At 70.8% G+C, this 20,923-nt stretch carries 13 protein-coding genes; 10 read left to right on the forward strand and 3 right to left on the reverse strand.

All coding sequences use genetic code 11. The features are described from left to right. Window positions 1-20 precede the first annotated feature (20 nt). The gene (locus tag PPSIR1_RS22820) at window positions 21-1,673 is read right to left on the reverse strand and encodes a DUF2330 domain-containing protein (protein ID WP_006973523.1); all 1,653 of its coding nucleotides are present in this window, start codon (window positions 1,671-1,673) and stop codon (window positions 21-23) included. 56 nt (window positions 1,674-1,729) lie between these two features. Next, window positions 1,730-2,071: a DUF5684 domain-containing protein gene (locus tag PPSIR1_RS22825; RefSeq protein ID WP_006973524.1), complete on the reverse strand. Its 342-nt coding sequence runs from the start codon at window positions 2,069-2,071 to the stop codon at window positions 1,730-1,732. Window positions 2,072-2,132: 61 nt separating this feature from the next. Here PPSIR1_RS22825 and PPSIR1_RS22830 point away from each other — a divergent pair, with 61 nt between their 5' ends. Further along, the gene (locus PPSIR1_RS22830; RefSeq protein WP_006973525.1) at window positions 2,133-2,864 is read left to right on the forward strand and encodes a response regulator transcription factor; all 732 of its coding nucleotides are present in this window, start codon (window positions 2,133-2,135) and stop codon (window positions 2,862-2,864) included. Window positions 2,865-3,122: 258 nt separating this feature from the next. Here the strand turns inward: PPSIR1_RS22830 and argH are convergent, their stop codons facing one another. After that, entirely contained in the window at window positions 3,123-4,448 is a 1,326-nt protein-coding gene (argH, locus tag PPSIR1_RS22835) for an argininosuccinate lyase (protein WP_006973526.1), read from the reverse strand. Window positions 4,449-4,929: 481 nt separating this feature from the next. Here argH and PPSIR1_RS43560 point away from each other — a divergent pair, with 481 nt between their 5' ends. From PPSIR1_RS43560 to PPSIR1_RS22880, 9 genes are all read left to right on the forward strand, one after another. Further along, complete coding sequence (locus tag PPSIR1_RS43560) at window positions 4,930-6,930, forward strand: cytochrome P450 (RefSeq protein WP_006973527.1); 2,001 nt, start codon at window positions 4,930-4,932, stop codon at window positions 6,928-6,930. A 34-nt stretch (window positions 6,931-6,964) separates the two neighbouring features. Further along, window positions 6,965-9,001 carry an L-tyrosine/L-tryptophan isonitrile synthase family protein gene (locus PPSIR1_RS46465; RefSeq protein WP_006973528.1) on the forward strand — a complete coding sequence of 679 codons (2,037 nt, stop codon included), beginning with the start codon at window positions 6,965-6,967 and terminating at the stop codon, window positions 8,999-9,001. After that, window positions 8,991-9,650: a DUF924 family protein gene (locus PPSIR1_RS22855; RefSeq protein WP_006973529.1), complete on the forward strand. Its 660-nt coding sequence runs from the start codon at window positions 8,991-8,993 to the stop codon at window positions 9,648-9,650. The genes PPSIR1_RS46465 and PPSIR1_RS22855 overlap by 11 nt, the downstream gene beginning before the upstream one ends. Before the next feature lie 11 nt (window positions 9,651-9,661). After that, a complete protein-coding gene (locus PPSIR1_RS22860) occupies window positions 9,662-10,657 on the forward strand; it encodes a methyltransferase (RefSeq protein WP_045116579.1) in 996 nt (331 codons plus the stop codon). A 3-nt stretch (window positions 10,658-10,660) separates the two neighbouring features. After that, entirely contained in the window at window positions 10,661-11,752 is a 1,092-nt protein-coding gene (locus PPSIR1_RS22865) for an L-tyrosine/L-tryptophan isonitrile synthase family protein (RefSeq protein ID WP_006973531.1), read from the forward strand. A 39-nt stretch (window positions 11,753-11,791) separates the two neighbouring features. After that, complete coding sequence (locus PPSIR1_RS48170; RefSeq protein ID WP_006973532.1) at window positions 11,792-11,935, forward strand: hypothetical protein; 144 nt, start codon at window positions 11,792-11,794, stop codon at window positions 11,933-11,935. A 117-nt stretch (window positions 11,936-12,052) separates the two neighbouring features. Then, the gene (locus PPSIR1_RS48175; RefSeq protein WP_006973533.1) at window positions 12,053-15,343 is read left to right on the forward strand and encodes a hypothetical protein; all 3,291 of its coding nucleotides are present in this window, start codon (window positions 12,053-12,055) and stop codon (window positions 15,341-15,343) included. Window positions 15,344-15,401: 58 nt separating this feature from the next. After that, a complete protein-coding gene (locus PPSIR1_RS22875; protein ID WP_157595861.1) occupies window positions 15,402-17,276 on the forward strand; it encodes a hypothetical protein in 1,875 nt (624 codons plus the stop codon). A gap of 214 nt (window positions 17,277-17,490) precedes the next feature. Further along, on the forward strand, window positions 17,491-20,613 hold the full coding sequence (locus PPSIR1_RS22880; protein ID WP_006973535.1) for an LGFP repeat-containing protein: 3,123 nt from the start codon (window positions 17,491-17,493) through the stop codon (window positions 20,611-20,613). Window positions 20,614-20,923 lie beyond the last annotated feature (310 nt).

Below are 20,923 nucleotides of genomic sequence, written 5' to 3' on the forward strand. Positions count from 1 at the left end.
CGCCGCGCTGACACGCGAGGTCAACGACGGCGCCGCTGCAAAGCCAGTAAGCCGCACAAGCCCAAGAACACCGCGAGGGCTCCGTGGCCCCGGCGACCCGAGCCCGCGTCGATCCGGCAGCTCGCGCAGCCCCCCGCCTCGCCCAGGGGCTGGGGCCGGGACTTGGGCCGAGCCAGGGGCTCGGGCGCAGCCCAGTCGTGGCGCGACAGCGGCTTCGAGCCCAGCTGCTCCTCGGCCGCGTCGGCCACGAAGTCGCTCAGGGGCGCCCCGCGATCGGCGAAGGCGGTGTCGCGCGCCACCGCGAGCTCGGAGGACTGAGAGAGCTCGGGCCACGGCCCGCCCCAGGAGCCGCGCTGCGGGCTCTCGCACTCGATGGGTCCTTGCCACTCGTGGCGGATGGCGTAGCGCGCCTGGAAGTTGTTGACGCCCCCGGGCGTGATCTGAGCCCCAGTCTCGGGCTCGTTGTCCGCCCCCCAGCGCTCGCGACCGCCGGTCAGCGCCGGCGCGGCCTGGAACACCAGGTCCTCGCCGAGGCTGTCGGGGGAGTAGCGCGCGTGCAGCCGGGTGAGCACGAAGTCTCGCCCCACGCTAGCGAGCAGGTTCGGGTCGACGCCGTCCGCCGTGCGGGCCTCGGCGAACACCTGCGCATAGCTGGGGATCACGTCGGCGCCGAGGGAGGCGAGGTCCTTCGCCTCCAGGGGCGGCACCGGGCAGGGGTCGCAAGAGCCCGAGCCCCACGCGTACTCCGTGACCACGGCGTTTGGGTTGGCCGCCAGGGTGTGGTCGAAGAGCGAGGCGTAAAAGGCCCCGAAGCGCTCCCGGGTCCCGTCGACGACGTCGAGGTTGGTGGGGATGGCGACGTTGTCGTAGTTGGCGACCTCGTAGCGCACCTCCCGGGACAGGATGTGGACGACCAGATCCTGGTGGCCGCTCGAGTTGATCATCCCCAGGCGCACGGGCAGGGAGAAGGTCTCGCTGTCGTAGTGCACGCGCAGCGGCGAGAGCTTGGCCCGGCCGTCGACGAACTTGACCTCGTCGACGTTGACCTTGGCGACGAAGAACTTCTGCCCCTGAGCCACGTAGGGGCGCAGCAGCGCCGCGGCGCCCTGGGGCAGCTGGTAGTCGTTTTGGCGCAGCCAGGCCTCGAGGCCCGTGGAGTGCTTGGCCGACAAGATCGCGATCTCGTACTCGCCGACGTCGAACTGCGCCTCGATCGTCACGCCGTGGCGCCGGCTGCTGCCCGCCAGCGAGATCCCGCCGGCGTCTCGGTTCGCGGTCGGAGACAGCTCCACGACGGCCGTGAAGTCCCGACCCGACTGCCCGCAAGGATCTTGCTCCCAGTACTCGACCAGGCGCGGCGCGGCGAGGCGGTCGATGCCCTCGAAGATGTCGTCCGGCAGGGTCTTGACGTCGCCCTCGCGCAGCACCGTGGGCACGGGGACGACCATGGCGAAGTCCTCCGGCGGCCCCTGATAGCTGTTTTGCATCGAGAGCACGGTCCGCTGCCCGTCGCGCATGAGCACGACCATGGTCGCGTCGTTGGTCAGCCCCTCGCCGCTGCCCGCGACGTAGAAGCCGCAAAAGGCGCGAGCGGCCAGTGGTGCGCTCAGGGTGAGGGCGGCCGCGAGCGCGGGGACGAGCGCGCGGCGAAGACGAAGGGCGCGGGGGGGCATGCTGGGCACTCTACGTCCGAGCCCAGCTTCGCTAACAGGCCCCGCCGGCCATGGCCTCAGACGCTGTCGCCACCGATGTACTGGGCGTCGCCGAAGCCGAGGATCGGGATGAAGATCGGGCCGAGGAAGACCAGGCCCAGGCCAAAGCCGGTGCCCTTGCCAAAGCGCTTGGCGATGTCGATCCACACGACCAGGAGGACGATGAAGTTGACGATCGGCACGAACATCAAGATGAACCACCACACCGGGCGGCCCGCGACGTTGAGCAGCACGATCATGTTGTAGATCGGCACGATGCACGCCCAGCCGGGCTCGCCCGCCTTGGCGAAGACCTTCCAGAGGCCCGCGAGGGCGACGATCATGACGATGAGGGGGATGACCTGAGCGATGTTCTCCATGACGCCGACACTATAGGAGCAAAGGCCCCCGCGCCGCAGCGCGCCATGTAGACTCACAGCCATGTCCACGTCCACGGACGCGGTCATCGGCGTGCTGCTCGTCGACGCCGACCCGCACCACGCCGAGCTCTTGCGCAGCTACCTCGGCGCGCGCGGCTGTCACCTGGACTGCGCCGACTCCCTCGACGGCGCGCTCCAGCTCGTCCACTCCCGAGAGGGCTCTGGCGAATTCGAGATGGTCGTCCTCGACCTGGCGCTCCCCGACGGCGACGGCCTCGAGCTGTGCCGTCGGCTCCGCGCCCGCTCGTCCGTGCCGATCATCGCCACCCGAGCCCAGGCCGATCCCTGGCATTCCGTCGCCGCCCTCGAGGCCGGAGCCGACGACTTCGTGGCCAAGCCCGTGCCCCCGGCCGAGCTGCTCGCCCGCATTCGGGCCCGCATCCGCCGACGCCGGGGGCAGCTCGGCGCCAACGAGGGCCGGGTCGAGATCGGCGGGTTGCGCCTGCACCGAGCCCGGGCCGAGGTGTTCGTGGGCGAAGCGCCCGCGCGCCTGACCGCCGCCGAGTTCCACGTGCTGTGGTCCCTGGCCGTGCGCGCCGGGGCGGCCGTGCACCGCGAGGAGCTCGCCCTGGGCGTGGACATCTCCCCGCGCTCCGTCGACGTCCACGTCTCGCGCATCCGCACCAAGCTCGGCGAGGCGGCGGCCGCAGGCGCGGCCTCGGCCCCGCCCCCCTCGATCCGCTCGATCCGCGGCTTCGGCTACGCGCTCTCGGCCGAGTCTGAAGAGGCCTGACTGAGTCGTGGACGTGGGGCAGGGAGGGCGTGGCGTCGTCCGCGACGGCTAAAATAGAAAGGGACTGTGAATTCATTCACAGTCCCTGAGTCGTGGACGTGGGGCAGGGAGGGCGTGGCGTCGTCCACGACGGCTAAAATAGAAAGGGACTGTGAATTCATTCACAGTCCCTGAGTCGCGGACGTGGGGCAGGGAGGGCGTGGCGTCGTCCGCGACGGCCAAAGTGGACAGGACTGTGAAAACTTCACAGTCCCTGAATCAGGACTCGGAGCTGCGGACGTAGCGAGCCGCCCGCTTGCGCGCGCTGGCCTTCACGTCGAGGTGATCGAGCAAGCTCGCGGGCAAGCCTGCGGCCTCGAGCTCCTCCGCCCTCAGGTCGACGAGGCGCTTGCCCGCGGCCCGCTGCGTGGCGACCAGCGCCCCGATCTGCCGGTAGGCCTGGCGAAAGGCCGTGCCGCCGGCGACCAGCGCCTCGGTCAGGTCGGTCGCGATGGCGTCGCCGCGCTCGAGGGCGGTCACGCAGCGCTCGGGCATGAGCTCGAGGTTGCGAATGCCCAGGGCGATCATCTCGAGGCAGGCCACGGTCCCGTCGACGCAGGCGAACAGCACCTGCTTGTCCTGCTGAAGATCGCGGTGGTAGCCCGTGCCGAGGCCCTGGAAGGTGGTCATCAGGGCGACCAGCTCGCCCTGGCGCAGCGCCGCCTGCCCGCGCACGAGCTCGAACAGGTCGGGGTTGCGCTTGTGCGGCATCATCGACGAGCCGCAGGCCACGGCGCCGCTGAGCGTCACCAGGCCGTCGGAGCTCAGCTCGACGACGTCGGCACAGAAGCGGGCGAGGTGCTGGCTGATGCGCGCGCAGGCGAAGGCCAGGGTCAGGCCGTGGTCCCGGGAGCCGACGGCGTCCATGGGGTTGCGCGGCGGGCTCGAAAAGCGCAGCTCGCGGGCCGGGACCCAGGGATCGATGGGCAAGGTGTTGCCGCCGATCGCCCCCGCGCCCAGGGGCGAATCCGCGATCTCGTCCTCGACCACCGCGAGCAAGCGGCGGTCCCGCGCCAGCGGCTCGCCCAGGGCCGCGCCGATCCACAAGCGCGCGAGCACCGGGATCGCCACCTGGCGGTGGGTATAGGCCGGCATGGGCGTGTCTCCCTGGGCCTCGTTCCACGCCTCGATCGCCGCCTCGAGGCCCTCGAGCCCGGCGAGCAGGCGATTGACCGCGGAGCGCACCCACAGCTTGAGGTCGGTGGCGACCTGGTCATTGCGGCTCCGGCCGGTGTGCAGCTTGTCCGCGACCTCGCCCACGGTCGCGCGCAGCCACACCTCCACGGCCATGTGCACGTCTTCTTCGAGGGGCAGCTCGACCTCCCCGCGGGCGACCTTGCCGGGCAAGCTGCGCAGCGCCGCCTGGAGCGTGTCGCCTTCCTCACGCGTGACCAGGCCGCCCGCGACCAGGCCCTCGACGTGCGCGACGCTCCCGGCCACGTCGACCTCGAGCAGGCGGCGGTCGACGGGGAGAGAGGTCTGCCACTCGAGGAATTTTGGGTCGAGGGCGCCTCCGGTGGCGTCTGTGCGGGCGATGGAGCTCATGGCCGCGGACGCTATCAGGCCACGCCCCGGCCTTCCAGGCCCACCAAGGACGTGAGATTGACAACACGGCGACGAGTGGGACGACCGAAAACGCTCATGCTCCCACCACCTGTATTGATTGCATCCCCCGAGATTTAGTTGGGAACGGAACTCGGAGTCGGCGACCCACCGGCTGGCACACGGAGAAACCGCTACCCGTGGCGAATACGTGATTGCCGCCGTTTCACTCGGTCCCATGCGCGATTCCGTCGCTATTACGCGTGTGTTCAATGCTGAATCCAAAAAGATCGAGTGGCGGTGAATGAACATCGTGTCTGTCGAGACTCCCGGGCCAATGACTGCACCCCTCATCCACGCTCTATCCGCATTCTCGAGCCCCTCCGCCCCGGCCAAACTCACCGGCCTGAAGCTTCAAAAGCAGGAACCCTTCGGCCTGCTCGTTGAGAGTGAGACGCCTCGCAGCGTCGCGGAGCTGCCGACCATGCTGATTCACGAGTGGATGCGCGAGCACCGTCTCCTCATCCTGCGCGGATTCGAGCCGCTCGTGGACGACGCATTCCCGACCTGGTGCACCGGCATGGGCGAGCTGCTCGATTGGGAGTTCGGCACGGTCAACACCCTCGAGGTCAACCCCAAGAAGAAGAACTACCTCTACACCGAGGGCCCGGTGCCCGTGCACTGGGACGGCGCCTTCCTGCACACGCCGCCGCACTACATCGTGTTCCAGTGCGACGAGGCCGGGCCGGGCTGCGGCGGCGAGACCACCTTCGTCAACACCGTCGAGCTGATGAAGGGGATCTCCGAGGAGGAGCTCGCGGCCTGGGACGAATACACGGTCACCTACCTGACCAAGAAGGTCGTCCACTACGGCGGCGACTTCATGGCCTCGATCATCGGCGAGCACCCGGTCACCAAGGAGCGGACCCTGCGCTACGCCGAGCCCGTCGAGCTGCTCAACCCGGTCAAGGTGTTCATCCACGGCATGCCCGTCGACGAGCACTCGGGCTTCATCGAGACCATGAAAGAGCGCCTCTACGACCCCAGCGTGCTCTACGCGCACCGCTGGGTCGAGGGAGACATCGTGCTCGCCGACAACCACGCCCTGCTCCACGGCCGCTACGCCCTCAACAACTCCAACCGTCGCATCCGCCGGGTCAACGTGATGACCGCGGACTTCGACGAGCAGGGCCGGTGGATCCCGCCCGAGGGCGCGGCCTCGATCCAGGGCGTCAAGGCGCCGTCGCTGCACTCCAAGATCGTCAAGCACGGCCAGGGCCTGCTCGACTTCAAGCGCGGCGCCGACGTGTCGGGCTTCCCCCAGGACTTCAGCGACTACATCCGCAGCCACGGCGAGACCTACCACTGGCCCGCGGGCGGCTTCCACGTGGTCACCCGGGCCGCCGACGCCCGCCAGATCCTGCGCAGCAAGCACTTCACGGCCAACCGCGCGACCTTCTTCGTGGCCAAGATGCCCAACGTCGACCTCGACCTGATCGGCGACTTCTTCGGCGTGGTCTCGCGGATGATGGTCATGAGCGACGCCAAGGTCCACGGCATGCGCCGCAAGAGCGCGCTGTTCGGCATCACCCCCGAGCTCATCGACTCCTTCACCCCGCGCATCGCCCAGACCGTCGACGCCCTCCTCGACCCCCTCGAGCGCGACGGCAGCATGGAGTTCGTGACCGCCCTCGCCCGGGTGCTGCCGAGCACGGTGCTCGCCGACATGTTCATGATCCCCGAGGCCGACCGCGAGTTCTTCCGCAAGTGCGCGAACACGATGACCGGCTTCTTCGGCGGCTCCGTCGAGTACACCAACGAGGTCGCCGTGGAGTGCAACGAGGCGACCATCGCGATCCGCGAGTACTTCCGCGGCCTGCTCGAGGACCGGCGCCGCAACCCCCAAAACGACTTCATGACGGGGATGCTCGAGGCCCAGCAAAAGTACAACCTGCGCGACGACGAGGTCATCTCGCAGGCGGCGATGATGCTGGTCGCCGGCCAGGTCACGAGCACCGACCAGATCTGCAACAACCTGTTCCTGATGCTCGACACCCCCGGGGTCTACGCGCGCCTGGTCGCCGACCCCGAGCGGATCCCCGGGGCCCAAGAGGAGTTCAAGCGCTGGGATCCGGCGGTCAACTTCCTGTTCCGCGTGGCCAAGGAGCGGCAGATCATCAACGGCCAGCGCATCGACGCCGGCGACACGGTGTTCATGTCGGCCCACGTGCTCAACCGCGACCCGGACGAGGTCGAGGACCCCGACGTGATCCGCATCGACCGCGAGGGCGTCAAGCACTTCGCCTACGGCTTCGGCCCGCACTACTGCATCGGCGCGCGCCTGGGCCGGGTGCAGATGGACCTGCTGTTCCGGGCCATGGTCCGGCGCTTCCCCAAGCTGCGCTTCACCCCGGGCACGACCCCCGTGCGCGACCACTACTCCCTGGCCTTCTCGGGCTTCACCTCCATCGAGCTCAGCCGCTGAGCCGACCTGCCGACCACGGATCGAAAGGACGAACATGGACGTCGACATCATCCCAGCAGGCGAGGCCCGACAGGCTCCCCCCGCGCACAGCGAGTGGACCGAGCTGAGCGAGATCAGCGAGCTGAGTGAGCTGAGCGAGCGCGCCGAGCTGCTCGAGCTGAGCGAGCTGATCATGGCCGAGGGGCGCAGGCGCTTCCTGCCCTCCGGCGAGGTGCTCTGGTACCAATCCGACGAGGCCCACGAGCTCGCGTGGATCGCCGCGGGCACCCTCGAGGTGCAGATCAACGGGCGCCGCGTCAACGCCGTGGGCCCCAGCGAGCTCATCGGCGAGGTCTCGGTGTTCGGCGCGCTGCAGACCCGCTCGGCCACGCTCCGGGCCCTCGGCGACGTCGAGGTGTGGATCATCTCCCGCACCCAGCTGAGCTCGCTGCGCGCCAAGAACCCCGAGATCTACGACTGCATCCTCGACGAGGCCCTGCGCGCCCTCGTGGGCCGGGTCCGCGGGGTCAGCCTGCGCCTGGCTCGGCTGGGCGAGGGCACCGAGCCCCGCGCCCAGGACGAGCCGGTCAACATCTTCCGCGAGGGCGGGGGCTTCCCCGGGGAGCACCACGCCAAGCAGATCGCCCTGCGGACCATGCCGGTGCTCGAGGAGCTCGACGCGGCGTTGATCGAGCGCCTCGCCGAGCGCTTCGGCTCCCACGTGTTCGACGACGGCGAGGTCATCTTCCGCCAGGGCGAGCGCTCCCACGGCATCTTCTTGCTGGCCAACGGCCGCGTGCGCGCGGCCCTCGACATCGGCACGGAGGCGGCCATGCCCGTCGCGCCGATCCAGCGCGGGCGCCCCTTCGGGCTGCCCGCGACCTTGCTCGAGCTCGAGCGCCCCGAGACCGTGGTCGCCGACGGCCCCTGCTGGCTGCTGCACCTGAGCCCGGAGGCCCACGAGGGCCTCGGCGGCGAGATCGGCCGGGCGTGGCGGGAGGCCCTGCTGGCCGCGGCCCGGGCGGAGCTCGAGGACCGCAACCGCAACCAGATCGAGCTCGAGCAGCGCCGGGCGGCCAAGCTGGCCAAGGCCCCAGGGCGCGCCGGGGTGCGGCGCCCGACCTTCCAGGTCTTGACCAGCGACGAGCGCGAGTCCGTGCGCGAGACCGTCGACGCGATCATGGACAAGCTCGCGCCGCACCGACGCCTGCTGCCCGACGCGGGCGCCTGCGCCCTGCACCACTGCGACGAGTGCTTCGGCCTGCACCGCGCCAAGCTCGAGCGCTGCGTGGTCGAGGGCCGGCCCGTGCACATGATCCTGCCCGCCTACCCGGCCAAGTCGCCCAACGCGGTGACCAAGGTCCTCGGCGAGCTGCCCGACATGGCCGAGGAGCAGTCGCTGCTCTACCTCCAGCGGGTCTGCGACGACGTCGCCTCGGTCTACGAGGGCGGGGCGCAGATCACCCTGTGCTCGGACGGGCGGGTGTTCTCCGACCTCGTCCTGGTCACCGACGAGCAGGTCACGGCCTACGGCGTCGAGATCGAGGCGATGATCGAGCGCCTGCGCCTGCGCTCCATCGACGTGTTCGCGATCGAGGAATTGTTCGAAGTCAGCAGCTACGACGGCATGCGCGACCACCTCGCGGTCCACTACGGCGAAGCCATCGAGGCCCTGCGCGACCGCAGCCGCATGCACCCGCACATGCGCTCGATGTACAACGGCATCCACCGCTTCCTGTTCGAGGACACGGTCAAGGTCGAGACGGGCAAGAGCCGCTCGAAGATCCGTAAGGAGTGCTCGACCCGGGCCTACGGCGTGATCCAGCGCAGCAACGCCTTCAGCCGGCTGATCGCCGAGTGCTTCCCGGACGCGCTGCGCCTGTCGATCCACCCCCAGCCCCCGCACTCGGCCAAGATCGGCATCCTGCTCGGGACGGCCACGGACGCGTGGATCACTCCCTGGCACGGCGTCGCCGTCCTCGACCGCGACGGCTACCACCTGATGAAGCGCAGCGAGGCCGAGGCCATGGGCGCCGTCATGGTCGAGCGCCGCGGCCGGCCCAGCCACTACGAGGTGCGCGATGCAGGCTGAGTCCCAGCAGCTCCAGCTGCACCCCGAGCCCGACTGGCGCGAGCTCCACGGCTACTGGTTTGGGTCCATCGAGGACTCCCAGGCCTACATGGACGGGCGCCTGCCGATCTGGTTCTTCGCCGACGCCCAGGCCGACGCGACGATCCGCGCCCGCTTCCTGCCCTGGCTCGAGGCCGCCGCGAGCGCGGGCGAGCTCGACACCCTCGAGGCCCTGCTGCCGAGCTGGTTCGAGGGCCCCCGGGCGCTGCTGAGCCTGGTCCTGCTCTTTGACCAGGTCCCGCGCAACGCCTTCCGCGGCCAGGCTCAGGCCTTCGCCTACGACGGCCTCGGCCTGCAGATCGCCGAGCGCCTGTTCGCCGAGGGCCACGCCGACGCGCTCGCGCCCATCGAGCGCTTCTTCGCCGAGCTGCCCTTCCAACACCGCGAGGAGCTCGGCCACCAGCGCCGCCAACGGGCCGCCATCGAGGCCCTGGCCGCCCGCGCCCCCGCCGGCCACCAGCGCTTCTTCGGCGTCGCCGTCGACATGGCCCAGCGCCACGAGCAGGCCATCGAGCGCTTCGGTCGCTTCCCCCACCGCAACGTGATCCTCGGCCGGACCAGCGCCGCCGCCGAGCTTCGCTTCCTCGAAGATCCCCGCAACCACTTTTGAAGGAGTCCACCATGTCCGCCACAGCCAAGCGCGTGATGTTTGGATACATCCAGACCCAGACCCTCCACGCCGTCGTCAAACTCGGCGTGCCCGACATCCTCGACGCGGGCCCGGCGAGCGCCGGCGTCCTGGCCGAGCGCGTCAGAGCCCGGCCCGACACCCTCGCCCGCGCCCTCGACGTGCTCGTCCGCCTGGGCCTGTTTTGCCGGGACGAGGACGGCCGCTACGCCCACAACGAGGACAGCCGCTGCCTGTCCTCGGCCCACCCCAACAGCCTCGCGGACCTGCTGCTGTTTTGCGCCCGCGAGTCCTACCAGACCTTCGCCCACCTGCCCGAGGCCGTGCGCACGGGCGAGGCGGTGTTCCCCGAGGCCTGGGGCGCGCCCTTTTGGGACCACCTCGAGGCCAACCCCGACCGGGCCGCGCTGTTCGCCCGGGCCATGGAGCGCCAGTCCGAGGCCCTGCTGCGCAAGCTCGCGACCGATCACGACTTCGGCCAGTACGCCGAGATCGTCGACGTGGGCGGGGGCAAGGGCCAGCTGTTTCGGCCCCTCGCCGCGGCCGGGGTGCGCCCGCCCTGCGTGGTCCTCGACCAGCCCTCGGTCACCGACGCGGCCCAGGCCTACCTCGCCCAGGAGGGCCTCGACCACGTGCGCTTCACCGCCGGGGACTTCTTCATGGCCGTGCCCGAGGGCGCCGCGCTCTACGTGCTCAAGTTCGTGCTCCACGACTGGGCCGATCCAGAGTGCCTGCGGATCCTCGAGCGGGTCCGCGAGGCCATGACGAAATCCCCGGGGGCCAAGCTGATGGTCATCGAGCTCGTGCGCGGCGGGGACCCCTCGCCGTGGAGCTACCTGTCCGACATGCTGATGCTCTCGACCTTCGGGGCCATGGAGCGCAGCGAGGCCGAGTTCCGCGTCCTGCTGAACGCCGCCGGCTTCGAGGTCGAGGCCGTCGAGGCCATCGCCGGCGCGCACTACCAGATCGTCGCCGCGCCCCGGAGCTGAGCCGTGCACCCCAGCCAAGCCAGCGCCGCCACCCTCGACTCGCTCCGAGCGGACACCCGCCGGGTCGTCGCGGCCATGCTGCCGCACCTCGACGCCCTGGTGAACACCGAGGGCGTCGGCGCTGGCTATTGGCGATCGGGGCGCAGCCTGCTGATCCAGGCCCTCGCCCGGCGGGTCGAGGCCGGGGAGCGCCTGCCCCTGCTGCTGCCCGGCTTCGCGTTCAAGAACCCCAACCGGGCCAAGACCCTCGGCGACCTGCCCGACCTCGCCGAGCAGCTGTCCCTGCAGCACCTCGCCCGCCGCTGCGCCGCGATCTCGACGGCCTACCGCGAGGCCAGCTCCGGCATGCGACTGCGCGGCGCGGCCACGCCGACGCTGCCCTGGTGCCAGCTGACCGTGTTCGCCGAGGGCCGAGTCTGGGGGGACCTGCTCGGGGTCGACCCCGAGGTCCAGCGAGCCTACGCCCGCGGGCTCCGGGCCATCCCCGAGCTCGCGCCCTTCGTCGAGTTCGCCGATCTGAGCGCCCTCGCCAGGGACGACCCCGAATCTGGAATCGAAGCCGAGGTCGAGGTCGAGCTCGAGCTCGACGGGGGCTGGGACGACCCCGAGGCCTTCGGCCGCCTCGAGCGTCGGCTCGGGCGCGAGCCCGACCTGGCCCGGGTCCACGCCCGCTTCACCCGCCTGTGCATGGAGGACTCCAGGGGCCCCGCCGGCGCCGACGAGCGCCCCGCTGCCCGGGCGACTCGCTGCCGCGTCGCCGCGACCCGGATGATGGTCCGCCACGCCGGGTTCACCCGCTTGCTCGAAGAGCGCTACCCCGAGCACCTGCGCCTGAGCGTGCACGCGGGCAGCAACACCGGGGCCAAGCTCTCCGTGCACCTCTGGCCTCCAACATCTTCTGGAGAACGGATCGCCGGCCCCCTGCCCTACCACGGCGCCGTGCTGCTCGGCGTCGACGGAGGGGTCCCTCGCACGGTGCGTGTGGACGAAGCCCTGGCCGCAAAGGCTTGCGTCGTCGAGCGCACGGTCGAGGGACACCCGTGGTGCCTACGACCCGCGAAGGACGGCGAGCGGCCCGTCCAAAGCTGGCCCTGAGCCGACGCGCCTGACCCTCGCCAGCCTCGGTCTGCCCAAATGGTCGGTCGGCGGCGCGGCATTGACCTGCTCGTCCCCCTGGCCTCGCTGGTCGGCCTGCTCCACGGGGCGGGCTCGGCCGACCCGACCCCAGCCGCGGACGAGAGCCCGACGGATCCAACAAGCGGAGCGTCGCTCGACTGATCCTTTTGCCACTCGTCATCGCCCTGTAAGCAAAACTCCGCGAGCGCGGTTGCCGGGCCAGCGCCGAGATGGGAGACCATCGCGACGCCCCGCCCGTTGGGCCCCCCGCCTCGCCGCATGCCTGCCCTGACCACCAGCCTCGCCCTCTTGCTCGCCGCGACCGCGGCCCTGGGGCCAGACGAGGAAGACCCCGTGGGGATCGTCGATGATCCCGGCGCGGTCGAGGTGGAGCTCGAGTACACGCCGCGCTCGCGCCAGGTGTCCATCGAGCGCGCGCGCTGGGAGAGCCTGCGCGCCATGGCCGAGGCCGCGAAGCCCAAGCCAACGCCCCCGCCCGGGCCCTGGGCCACGCACCGCGAGGTGGTGATCGAGCGCTCGAGCGAGGGCCTGCGCGTGCGCGGGACCTGGAGCCTGGCGAGCGTCGAGCCGGGCTGGTGGACCGGGCGCTTGCTCGGGCCCCTGGCCGGCATGCGGGTCGAGTCCGCCACCTGGCGCGGCAAGGCCATCGGCGTCACCGAGACGAGCGCGGGCGTCGAGGCCAGCGTCGAGCTCGGCGCCAAGACCCGCGGCGAGCTCGAGCTCGTCGCCTTCATCCCCGCCGAGTCCCTCCCCGGCGGCGTCGACGGTGGCCTCGCGCTGGACATGGCCCCGGCCGTCCGCGGCGAGGTCCTGGTCAAGGGCGCGGGCGGGCTGGCGAGCGCCCCCGACGGCCGCGTGCCCGAGCTGGTCGCCGACGGCAACGCCCGCCGGACCCTCGACGGGCTGTTTTGGGCGGGCGAGCAGGGGCTGCGCCTCGACTGGGTCGACGCCCCGGCCCAAGACGACGCCGTGGCCGAGGGTCCCCTCGCCGTCGCCCAGGCGGCCATGGGCCTGACCTTCGGCGACGGCGAAGTGCGGGGCCACGCCCGGGTCAGCTGGCTGCTGCGCCGGGGCGCCCTCGACCAGGTCAGCCTGCGGGTCGAAGGCCTCGGCAACGACCTGGCCCTCGCCGGCCCCAACGTGCTCGAGTGGACCCGCAGCGGCGACCGCATCGACGTGAAGCTGCGCGAGCCCGCCGACGCCCGCGTCGACGTCGAGCTGCGCTGGACCCAGGGCCTGCCCAACGAGGCCGAGGCCAGCCTCAGCGCCCCGCGCATCCTCCCGGACCAGGCCTACCGGACCGAGCGCACCATCCAAGTCGCCCGCGACGGCGAGTTCGAGGTGCTCCCCGAGCTCGAGGGCTGGACCGCCGTGGCCAGCACGGAGCTCCCCGACTGGGCCGGCGGCTACATTCAAGGCTCGGCGACGGCGAGCTACCGCCGCGAGGGCAAGGGCGCCGGCGAGGCCCGCTTCGACCTGCTGCGCTTCGTGCCCATCTCGGGTCCGCCGGTGGTCGTCGACGTCGCCGCCTACGAGATCGCGACCACCGACGAGGGCCGGAGCCTCGTCCAGGCCCGCTACGACGTCCGCAACGAGCGAGCCTCGCACCTGCGCGTGGCCCTGCCGCCCAACTCGCGGCTGCTCGGCGTGCGGGTCGGCGGCGAAGCGGTCACCCCGGCCGCCGACGGCTCTCCGGACAAAGAGGGCGGGCAGCCCTCGGCCTGGCGCATCCCCCTCGAGCGCTCCCTCGAGTCCGTCAAGGGCACCCTGTCCTTCCCCGTGGAGCTCATCTTCATCGCCGACGACGACGCGGACTGGGAGCGCAAGGAGTCCCGAGAGCTGCGCCTGCCGGCCCTCGACGCCCCCGTGGCCGTCAACCGCGTGCGCGTCTACCTGCCCCCGCGCTACCAAAACCGCGTCGACGTGGGCGAGCACCACCGCGTCGACGGCTTCTCCGAGGGCGCGGGCATCACCTACGGCCTGGGCGTGGGCGCGGGCTCCGAGGAGGTCGCGCGCGCGGACGAGCTCTACCGCGAGGCCCTCGAGGGCTGGATGGACAACGACTTCCGCCAGGCCCAGTCCTCCCTCGACGAGCTCCAGGCCCTCGGGGCCTCCAACGCCAACATCGACGGGCTGCAGGCCAACCTCGACCTTGTCTCGGGCGCCTACACCGAGGACGCCAAGCAGGGCGGCCAGTCTGCCCTCGTCGCCCGGCGGATCCGCGACCAGGCGAACACTCGGGCCGCCGACGATCGCATCGAGCTGCTCGAGAAGGCCGCCGAGGCCGACAAGCTCGAGGCCGAGGGGCGCTACGAGGAGGCCGAGAAGACCCTCGAGGAGGCCCAGGAGCTCGGCCAGCAGCTCGCCCTGCTCGAGCAGGTCGAGTCCCAGGAGCAGGTCGCCTACAACCGCTCGCTGAGCTCCATCCAGACCCGCGTGACCGCCAAGAAAAAGCGCAAGCGCGAGGTCAAGAAGAAGCAGCGGCTGGCCGAGGTCGAGGTCACGGCGAAAGCAACCAAGGCCAAAGAGGGCAAGGCCGACGAGGGCAAAGACGCGGCGCCCATGGGCGGCAAGGCCAAGGCGCCCAAGCGGGTCAACGGGGAGATCGTCTACGTCGTCGACGAAGAGCCCGCGCCGCCCGTCGAGGACGAGCCCGACCCCGACATGATCGCCCTCGGCGGCGAGGGTGAGGGCATCACCGTCTACGACTTCGAAGACGACGACGTCTCCGGCGAGGTCCTGACCCCCGCTGGCGGAGCCCTCTCGACCGGCGGCCCCGCCCTGCCCAAACCCGAACCAGCCCCCGAGCCAGCCCCCGAGCCAGCCCCCGAGCCCAGGCCCCAAGCCGAGCTCGAGCGCCGCGTCGAGACGCCCCCTGCCAGCTCGACGGAGCTCGACGCCCAGTACGGCTTCGACGACAGCCTCGACGGCGATCTCCTGACCCCCGAGGGGGCCAACATCTCGGCCCGCTCCCGCTCCAAGTCCTCCAGCCTGATCGGCGACGGCATGCGCGGCCCAGAGGACATCTCCCGTGACTTCACCGCGGTCGTGGACGTGGCCCCGACCGCGAGCCGCGACGCCTCCGGCGAGGCCGTCACCATCACCATGGAGGAGGCCGAGTCCCTCCCGGCCAAGGGCGCCGCGGGCATCAGCCTCGCCGGGACCACGGGCGCCGAGGAGATGGAGATGCCCATGGCCGACGCAGCCCCGGCCCCACCTCGTCAGCGGGACGCTCGACGGGCGCGCCGGTCACGAAAGCGCCGAAGCCAAGAACGCCGCCCTCCAGAGGACCGGCGCGCCAACTTCATGAGCGCCGACGACTTCAGCGGCAACGTCCGGGCCGACGCCCCCGTCGATGAGCCCCCGCCGCCACCGCCACCGCCGGCCGACCCCAACGCCGCCCTCGCAGGCCCCGTCGCAGAGGCCTCGGCCGTCGCCGTCCACATCCCCGCCATCGGCGAGACCGTGCTCTACCAGCACATGCTCTTGCGCGAGGGCGAAGCCCTGACCGTTCACCTCGAGGCCAAGCGCAGCCGCAAGCCCCGCTGAGCCCGAGCCCAAGCCTCTCTCCACCGACCACCCCAAGGACCCCGCCATGACCCCGTCGATGCTCCGCACCCCCGCCCGCGTGGGCCTGCCCGCCCTCGCCCTGCTCACCGCCTTCGCCCTGCTCCCGGCCGAGTCCCGCGCCAACCTTCAAGATCCGCCCGAGCGCGTGGTCATGGGCCTCGACGAGTTCCTCAACATGTACGAGCAGGCCAAGGGCACCAAGGACACGCCCGAGCAGCCCCCGCGCCACTACGCCCTGTCCTCGGCGGCCTACGCCGGCGAGGTGCTGATCCAAGACGGCGAGCCCCGCTTCGCCCGCTTCGACGCGACCTTGCGCGTGGAGGTGCTGCGCAAGGAGGGCTGGGTCCGCGTGCCCGTGCTCCCGGCGACCGTCGCCCTGCACTCGGCCAAGGTCAAGGGCAAGGAGGCCTCGATCGTGATCGAGAACGGCTTCTACACCCTGATCACCGACCAAAAGGGCGCCTTCGACCTCGAGCTCGACTTCGGGGCCTCGGTGTCGACCACCAACGGCCAGAGCCAGGTCGCCTTCGAGCTCGCGGGCTCCGGCGCGACCACCCTCGCGCTGTCCGTGCCCAGCGAAGAGGACCTCGACTTCACCGTCGCCAACGCCCACCTGCAGTCCGACGAGACCGCCAACGGCACCCGCAAGGTCGAGGCCACGCTCCCGAGCACGGGCACCTTGATGATCAGCTGGCAGCGCGAGATCCCCGAGGCCGCCGTGCAGCAGCAGGCCCAGGTCTACGCCGAGGTCTACACCCTCGTCGGCATCTCCGACGGCCTGATGCGCGCGACCACGACCGTCGAGCACACCATCTTGTTCGCCGGCAAGGACAAGCTCGAGTTCCAGGTCCCCGAGGGCATGACCCTCGTCGACGTCGAGGGCGTGGGCCTGCGCGACTGGAAGCACCGCGACGACGGCGTGCTCGAGGTCCTGCTCAACTACGCCGCCGAGGGCAACTACAGCCTGACCATGACCTCCGAGCGCCCCGTCGGCGCCAAGGGTGGCGACCTGTCGGCGCCCATCGTCAAGCCCCTCGGGGTCGAGCGGGCCAAGGGCTGGCTGGGCGTCGAGTCCCGCGGCAACCTCGAGATCCGCAGCGGCGAGGTGGTCCAGGCCACCGCCGTCGACGTCCGCTCCCTGCCCGGGGCCATCCTCGGCCTGACCAAGCAGCCCGTGCTGCTCGGCTACAAGTACCTCAACGACCAGGCCAGCGTGCCCCTGCAGATCCAACAGCACGCCGACGTCGACGTGCTCGTCACCCTCCTCGACGAGACCCAGGCCCAGACCATGTGGACCCCCGAGGGCCGGCGCCTGACCTCGGTCAACTACCAGGTCCGCAACAACCGCAAGCAGTTCCTGCGCCTGACCCTGCCCGAGGGCGCCGAGCTGTGGAGCGCGTCCGTGGGCGGGCGCGCGGTCCAGCCGGCCAGCGCCCCCGACGGCCGCGTGCTCGTGCCCCTGGTCCGCAGCCAGTCCACCGGCGGCGCCCTGGCGGCCTTCGACGTCGAGGTGGTCTACGTCGAAAACGGCGAGCCCGTCCCGGCCAGCGGCAAGGGCACCTTCTCGGCCACCTTGCCCACCCCCGACGTGCCCAGCACCTACGTCGCGTGGACCATCTACACCCCGGACCGCACCCGCATCAAGCGCAAGAGCTACGACGGCAGCCTCGCCCACGTCGACTGGCTGTCCAACCCCATCCCCGACGGGACCGTCGCCTACATCGAGACGGTCACCCCCGAGGTCCAGCAGCAGGCCAACGTCCAGAGCGACACCGGCGGCCTGGGTGAGGGCGCCGTGCCGGTGCCCGTGAGCCTGCCGCTGCAGGGCACGCCGGTCTACTTCGAGAAGCTCCTCGCCCTCGACGAGACCCTCGAGGTGTCCTTCGACTTCAAGGGCCTCAAGCGGCGCTGAGGGTCGAGCACCCAGACATCACGGGGCGGCACTCCGTCCCTCCCACTCCAAGCATGGGTCCGTCCCAGCCCGCGGTCTGGATCGAGCTTCGTATCGTCGAGCTCGACGCCGATGACGAACCCTTCGCTAACGCTCTCGGGACTCCTTCACCCCTCCTCGTCACAGTCCCGACAAGCTCGGATGTGTAAAGTGCGCACTGGATAAAAGGCGCACCATGACACGCAAACCGAGCTCGAAAGACCACGCTGAGAACCACCGCCGCTCGAAGCTGGGGCTGCGAAAGCGCCCCCGCCGACCGCTGTCTCGAGATCCCGAGGACGAACTGCGCGAGGGCCCCCGGGCGAGCGCGAAGGACGAACCCCGCGAGGAGCGCGAGGTCGATCGGCGCTGGCGAGAGCTGCTCGGCCGCGCCCGCAGCCGCCCCCGCGAGGCCGCCCTGCTCACGCACCTGCGCGCCGGCTCGGACCACACCCGGGACTCGCTGATGCGCACCCTGGCCTCGGCGACGCGGGCCCGTCCGCTCGCCGATGTCGAGCACCCCAAGCTCGAGGCCCGGCTGCGCAAGCTCATCGCCAAGCTCGACTCCGGCGAGCAAAAGCGCCTCGCCAAGCTCGGCGCCGACGAGCTCGAGAAGGGCAAGCCCAAAGGTCGCGCGCCCAAGCTGAAGCTGCCCCGCGACCCCCGAGCCGCGAGGCCGCCCCGCAACCCGCCCCGGGTGCGCCCCGCCGCGCAGCTCAAAAAGTCGGCCTCGCACCTGCTGCCCCTGATCCCCAGCGCGAGCGCCAGCTCCACCTTGGAGTCCAGCTCGATCCAGCCCCTGCCGCCCCCGATCACCTCGCAGCAGTGGCTCGAGGACGTGCAGGAGGTGCTGCAAGAGCACCAAAGCGCCGCCCTCGCGATCGCGGCCAAGTACGAGTCCCTCGGCAACGACCAGAAGATGATGGGCGACCCCCAGGGCAGCCTCGAGAATCTGGGCGGGCGCTGGTTCCTGCAACGCTACACACGCGGCCTCATCTACCACCACGCCCCGCGCCGGACCCCCGCCCTCTACACCGTCGGCAACGACTACCTCCGCTCCGTGGCCAAGGCCTACATGGAAGGCGGCGGCCACGAGGGCCCCCTCGGGCTGCCCTGGGCCAGCGTCAGGCCGACCACCGTCGGCGACGGGGAGATCTGCGCCTTCGACAACGGCATCGCTTGCCGCGTGCCCCGGGGCGACACCAAGATCCTCGACAACTGGGACATCGCCGGGCGGTGGATCGCCGAGGGCCGCGAGGCCGGGCGCCTCGGCTTCCCCGGCTACTCCGTACGCGAGACGACCACCGCCGCCGGCACCCCCGGCTACTACGCCAAGTTCGAGCACGGGCGCATCTTCACCTCGGAGCAGACCGGCACCCACATCGTCGAGGACCTCATCGCCCGGGAGTACATCCGCCAGCGCTCCAAGTTCGGCTTCCCGACCACGGACATGCAGTGGATGCACCTACGCATCTGGCAGGTGACCCACTTCGAGACCGGGGCCGTGTTCGTGACCGGGGTCGGCGGACGAGAGTTCCGCTCGCTCTACGGCCCGCTCTACGCGGCGTGGCGGAACCTCGACCTGAGCCCCGCGGTCGGCCCCATGAAGTACGCGCCCACGCCCGTCGAGCGCGTCGTCGGCTGGGACACCACCAAGACCTGGGAGCTCGCGCTGCTCCACCGCGACGACCAGACCCTGGTCATGCACCGGCGGAGCTTCGATCGCTGGCAGCATCTGGTCGGCAGCTCGCTCCAAAACGAGATCGGCCACCCCACCCACAGCGAGGTCCAAAACCCCTCCGAGGGCTACTCCATCGCCCGCTGCACCCACGGCGTGATCCTGCGCCGGGACCAGGACGCGGTGTGGATGCCCCAGGCCATGTACGCGATGTGGACCGCCGGCGGGCACCACCCCTGGCCGAAGCTCGCCCGGGAGCTCACGGTCAAGGGCGAGCGCGCCCTCGAGGTCCGCCTCGGCGACGACGAGGCCCTGCTGTCCTCGGACCACGGCCTCGTCTGGCTCGAGGGGCCGTGGCTCGCTGCCTGGCGCGCCCACGACCACGAGCTCGGCCTGCCGACGGGGCCGGTCGCCAACAGCCCCTACCAGGCCACCGGCGGCTGGACCCCCGGCCTGCACCTGCCCTGCGTCGACGGGGTCTTGTGGCAAAACCCGCTGACGCCGACGCAGATCCACTTCGTCGAGCGCGCGCTGTTCGACGAGTGGATCCGCCACGGCGGCATCTCGGGGCCGCTCGGGCCGATCACCGGCAGCTCCCTCGACCTGCGCCGCCGACCCACCCCCGCGGCCAACTCCGTCGAGGTCGGCCGCAAGCTCCGCTGCTACTCTGGCACGGTCTACGCGTGGCAGGGCGGCCCCAGCCACGCGCTGTGGGGCGCCGCCGAGGACTGCTACCGCCGCGCCGACGAGGCCGACGGCATCCTCGGCGAGCTGCGCGGGAGCGGCGGGACCACGGACCGGGTCCACTGCCAGCACGGCTGGATCATCCCCGGCCTGTTCGGCGTGTTTGCCATGCCCGATACCATCTACGAGCGCTGGCAGGCCGAGGGCGGCCGCGACAAGCTCGGCCTCCCGGCCGAGGACGCCACGCTCCTCGATCGCCGCGAGGCCGACGTGATCCGGACCCAGCGCTTCCAGGGCGGCCGCATCGCCCACTACCCCGACGGCAGGGTGCTCACCTTCGGGCTCACGGCCAAGGTCCAGCTCATCGTCGCCAACGTCCACGCCCGCGATCGCACCTCGGACCCGGGCAAGAGCGACGAGATGGCCATGGTCGTCACGGCGATCGGGGCCGGGGGCCACAAGGGCAAGAACTCGATCGATCTGGGCCGCTACCGCCACAACGAGTACGACGGCACCGATCGCCTGCTGTTCGCCTACATGATGCACCGCGGCGTCGGCTGGCCCAAGTCCTACGCCGCCCTCGTCGCCCCCGTCGAGCGCGACCACGGGGGCCTCAACGCCATCGGCCAGGAGCTCTTCGACGCCGCCGAGGAGGTCCTCACCGACTACCTCGGCGACGCCTTCGGCAGCTTCGCCGAGGCCGTCAGCGGCGGCGTCCCGATCGTCCGCTGGCTCGTCGACGAGGGCCTCGACCTGCTGTTCGAGTCCATCGTCGGGTCCATCTTCGAGGCCATCGTCGAGGGCATCAACGACGACGCCTTCAGGCCGCAGATGATCACCTTCAGCCTGCTCGACGGCGCCAACGGCTACATGTCCCCGATCGAGGAGCTGACCTTCTCGGGCCACGGGGGCATCTACGACATCGGCTTCCGCTGGAAGGTCGTCTACGACGACTGACCTGACCTCGGCCCCGTCGCAGACATCGAGTCGGGGAAGCGGCCGAGGCTCACGTCGAGCTGGAGGCCCTCCCCGGCCTCGATTCGATCGTATTTCCCGTGCTTCAAACGCTTCTCAGAGTGTCATCTTTTCGCCGAAAGATCAGCCTGGAGACATCCAATACGCCAAGCCCAATCGCACCATTAGCCACAAAGGTTTGGCGACACTTTCACCAAACATCGCTAGACTCATTCATTGCCCACTCCCAGAGCACACCTCAGAGCTGGTCAAAAGGACACAATTTGGTGGATCTACGCCCCTCGGATGGCTC

The sequence above is a fragment of the Plesiocystis pacifica SIR-1 genome (assembly GCF_000170895.1).
Taxonomy (GTDB): Bacteria; Myxococcota_A; Polyangia; order Nannocystales; family Nannocystaceae; genus Plesiocystis; species Plesiocystis pacifica.

Excerpts from the sequence above, each read along its gene's own strand:
- PPSIR1_RS46465 (WP_006973528.1), top strand. The coding sequence starts at position 6,965 with ATGGACGTCGACATCATCCCAGCAGGCGAGGCCCGACAGGCTCCCCCC.
- argH (WP_006973526.1), bottom strand. The coding sequence starts at position 4,448 with ATGAGCTCCATCGCCCGCACAGACGCCACCGGAGGCGCCCTCGACCCA.
- PPSIR1_RS22820 (WP_006973523.1), bottom strand. The coding sequence starts at position 1,673 with ATGCCCCCCCGCGCCCTTCGTCTTCGCCGCGCGCTCGTCCCCGCGCTC.
- PPSIR1_RS48175 (WP_006973533.1), top strand. The coding sequence starts at position 12,053 with ATGCCTGCCCTGACCACCAGCCTCGCCCTCTTGCTCGCCGCGACCGCG.
- PPSIR1_RS22830 (WP_006973525.1), top strand. The coding sequence starts at position 2,133 with ATGTCCACGTCCACGGACGCGGTCATCGGCGTGCTGCTCGTCGACGCC.
- PPSIR1_RS43560 (WP_006973527.1), top strand. The coding sequence starts at position 4,930 with ATGCTGATTCACGAGTGGATGCGCGAGCACCGTCTCCTCATCCTGCGC.
- PPSIR1_RS22880 (WP_006973535.1), top strand. The coding sequence starts at position 17,491 with ATGACACGCAAACCGAGCTCGAAAGACCACGCTGAGAACCACCGCCGC.
- PPSIR1_RS22855 (WP_006973529.1), top strand. The coding sequence starts at position 8,991 with ATGCAGGCTGAGTCCCAGCAGCTCCAGCTGCACCCCGAGCCCGACTGG.
- PPSIR1_RS48170 (WP_006973532.1), top strand. The coding sequence starts at position 11,792 with ATGGTCGGTCGGCGGCGCGGCATTGACCTGCTCGTCCCCCTGGCCTCG.
- PPSIR1_RS22875 (WP_157595861.1), top strand. The coding sequence starts at position 15,402 with ATGCTCCGCACCCCCGCCCGCGTGGGCCTGCCCGCCCTCGCCCTGCTC.
- PPSIR1_RS22860 (WP_045116579.1), top strand. The coding sequence starts at position 9,662 with ATGTCCGCCACAGCCAAGCGCGTGATGTTTGGATACATCCAGACCCAG.
- PPSIR1_RS22825 (WP_006973524.1), bottom strand. The coding sequence starts at position 2,071 with ATGGAGAACATCGCTCAGGTCATCCCCCTCATCGTCATGATCGTCGCC.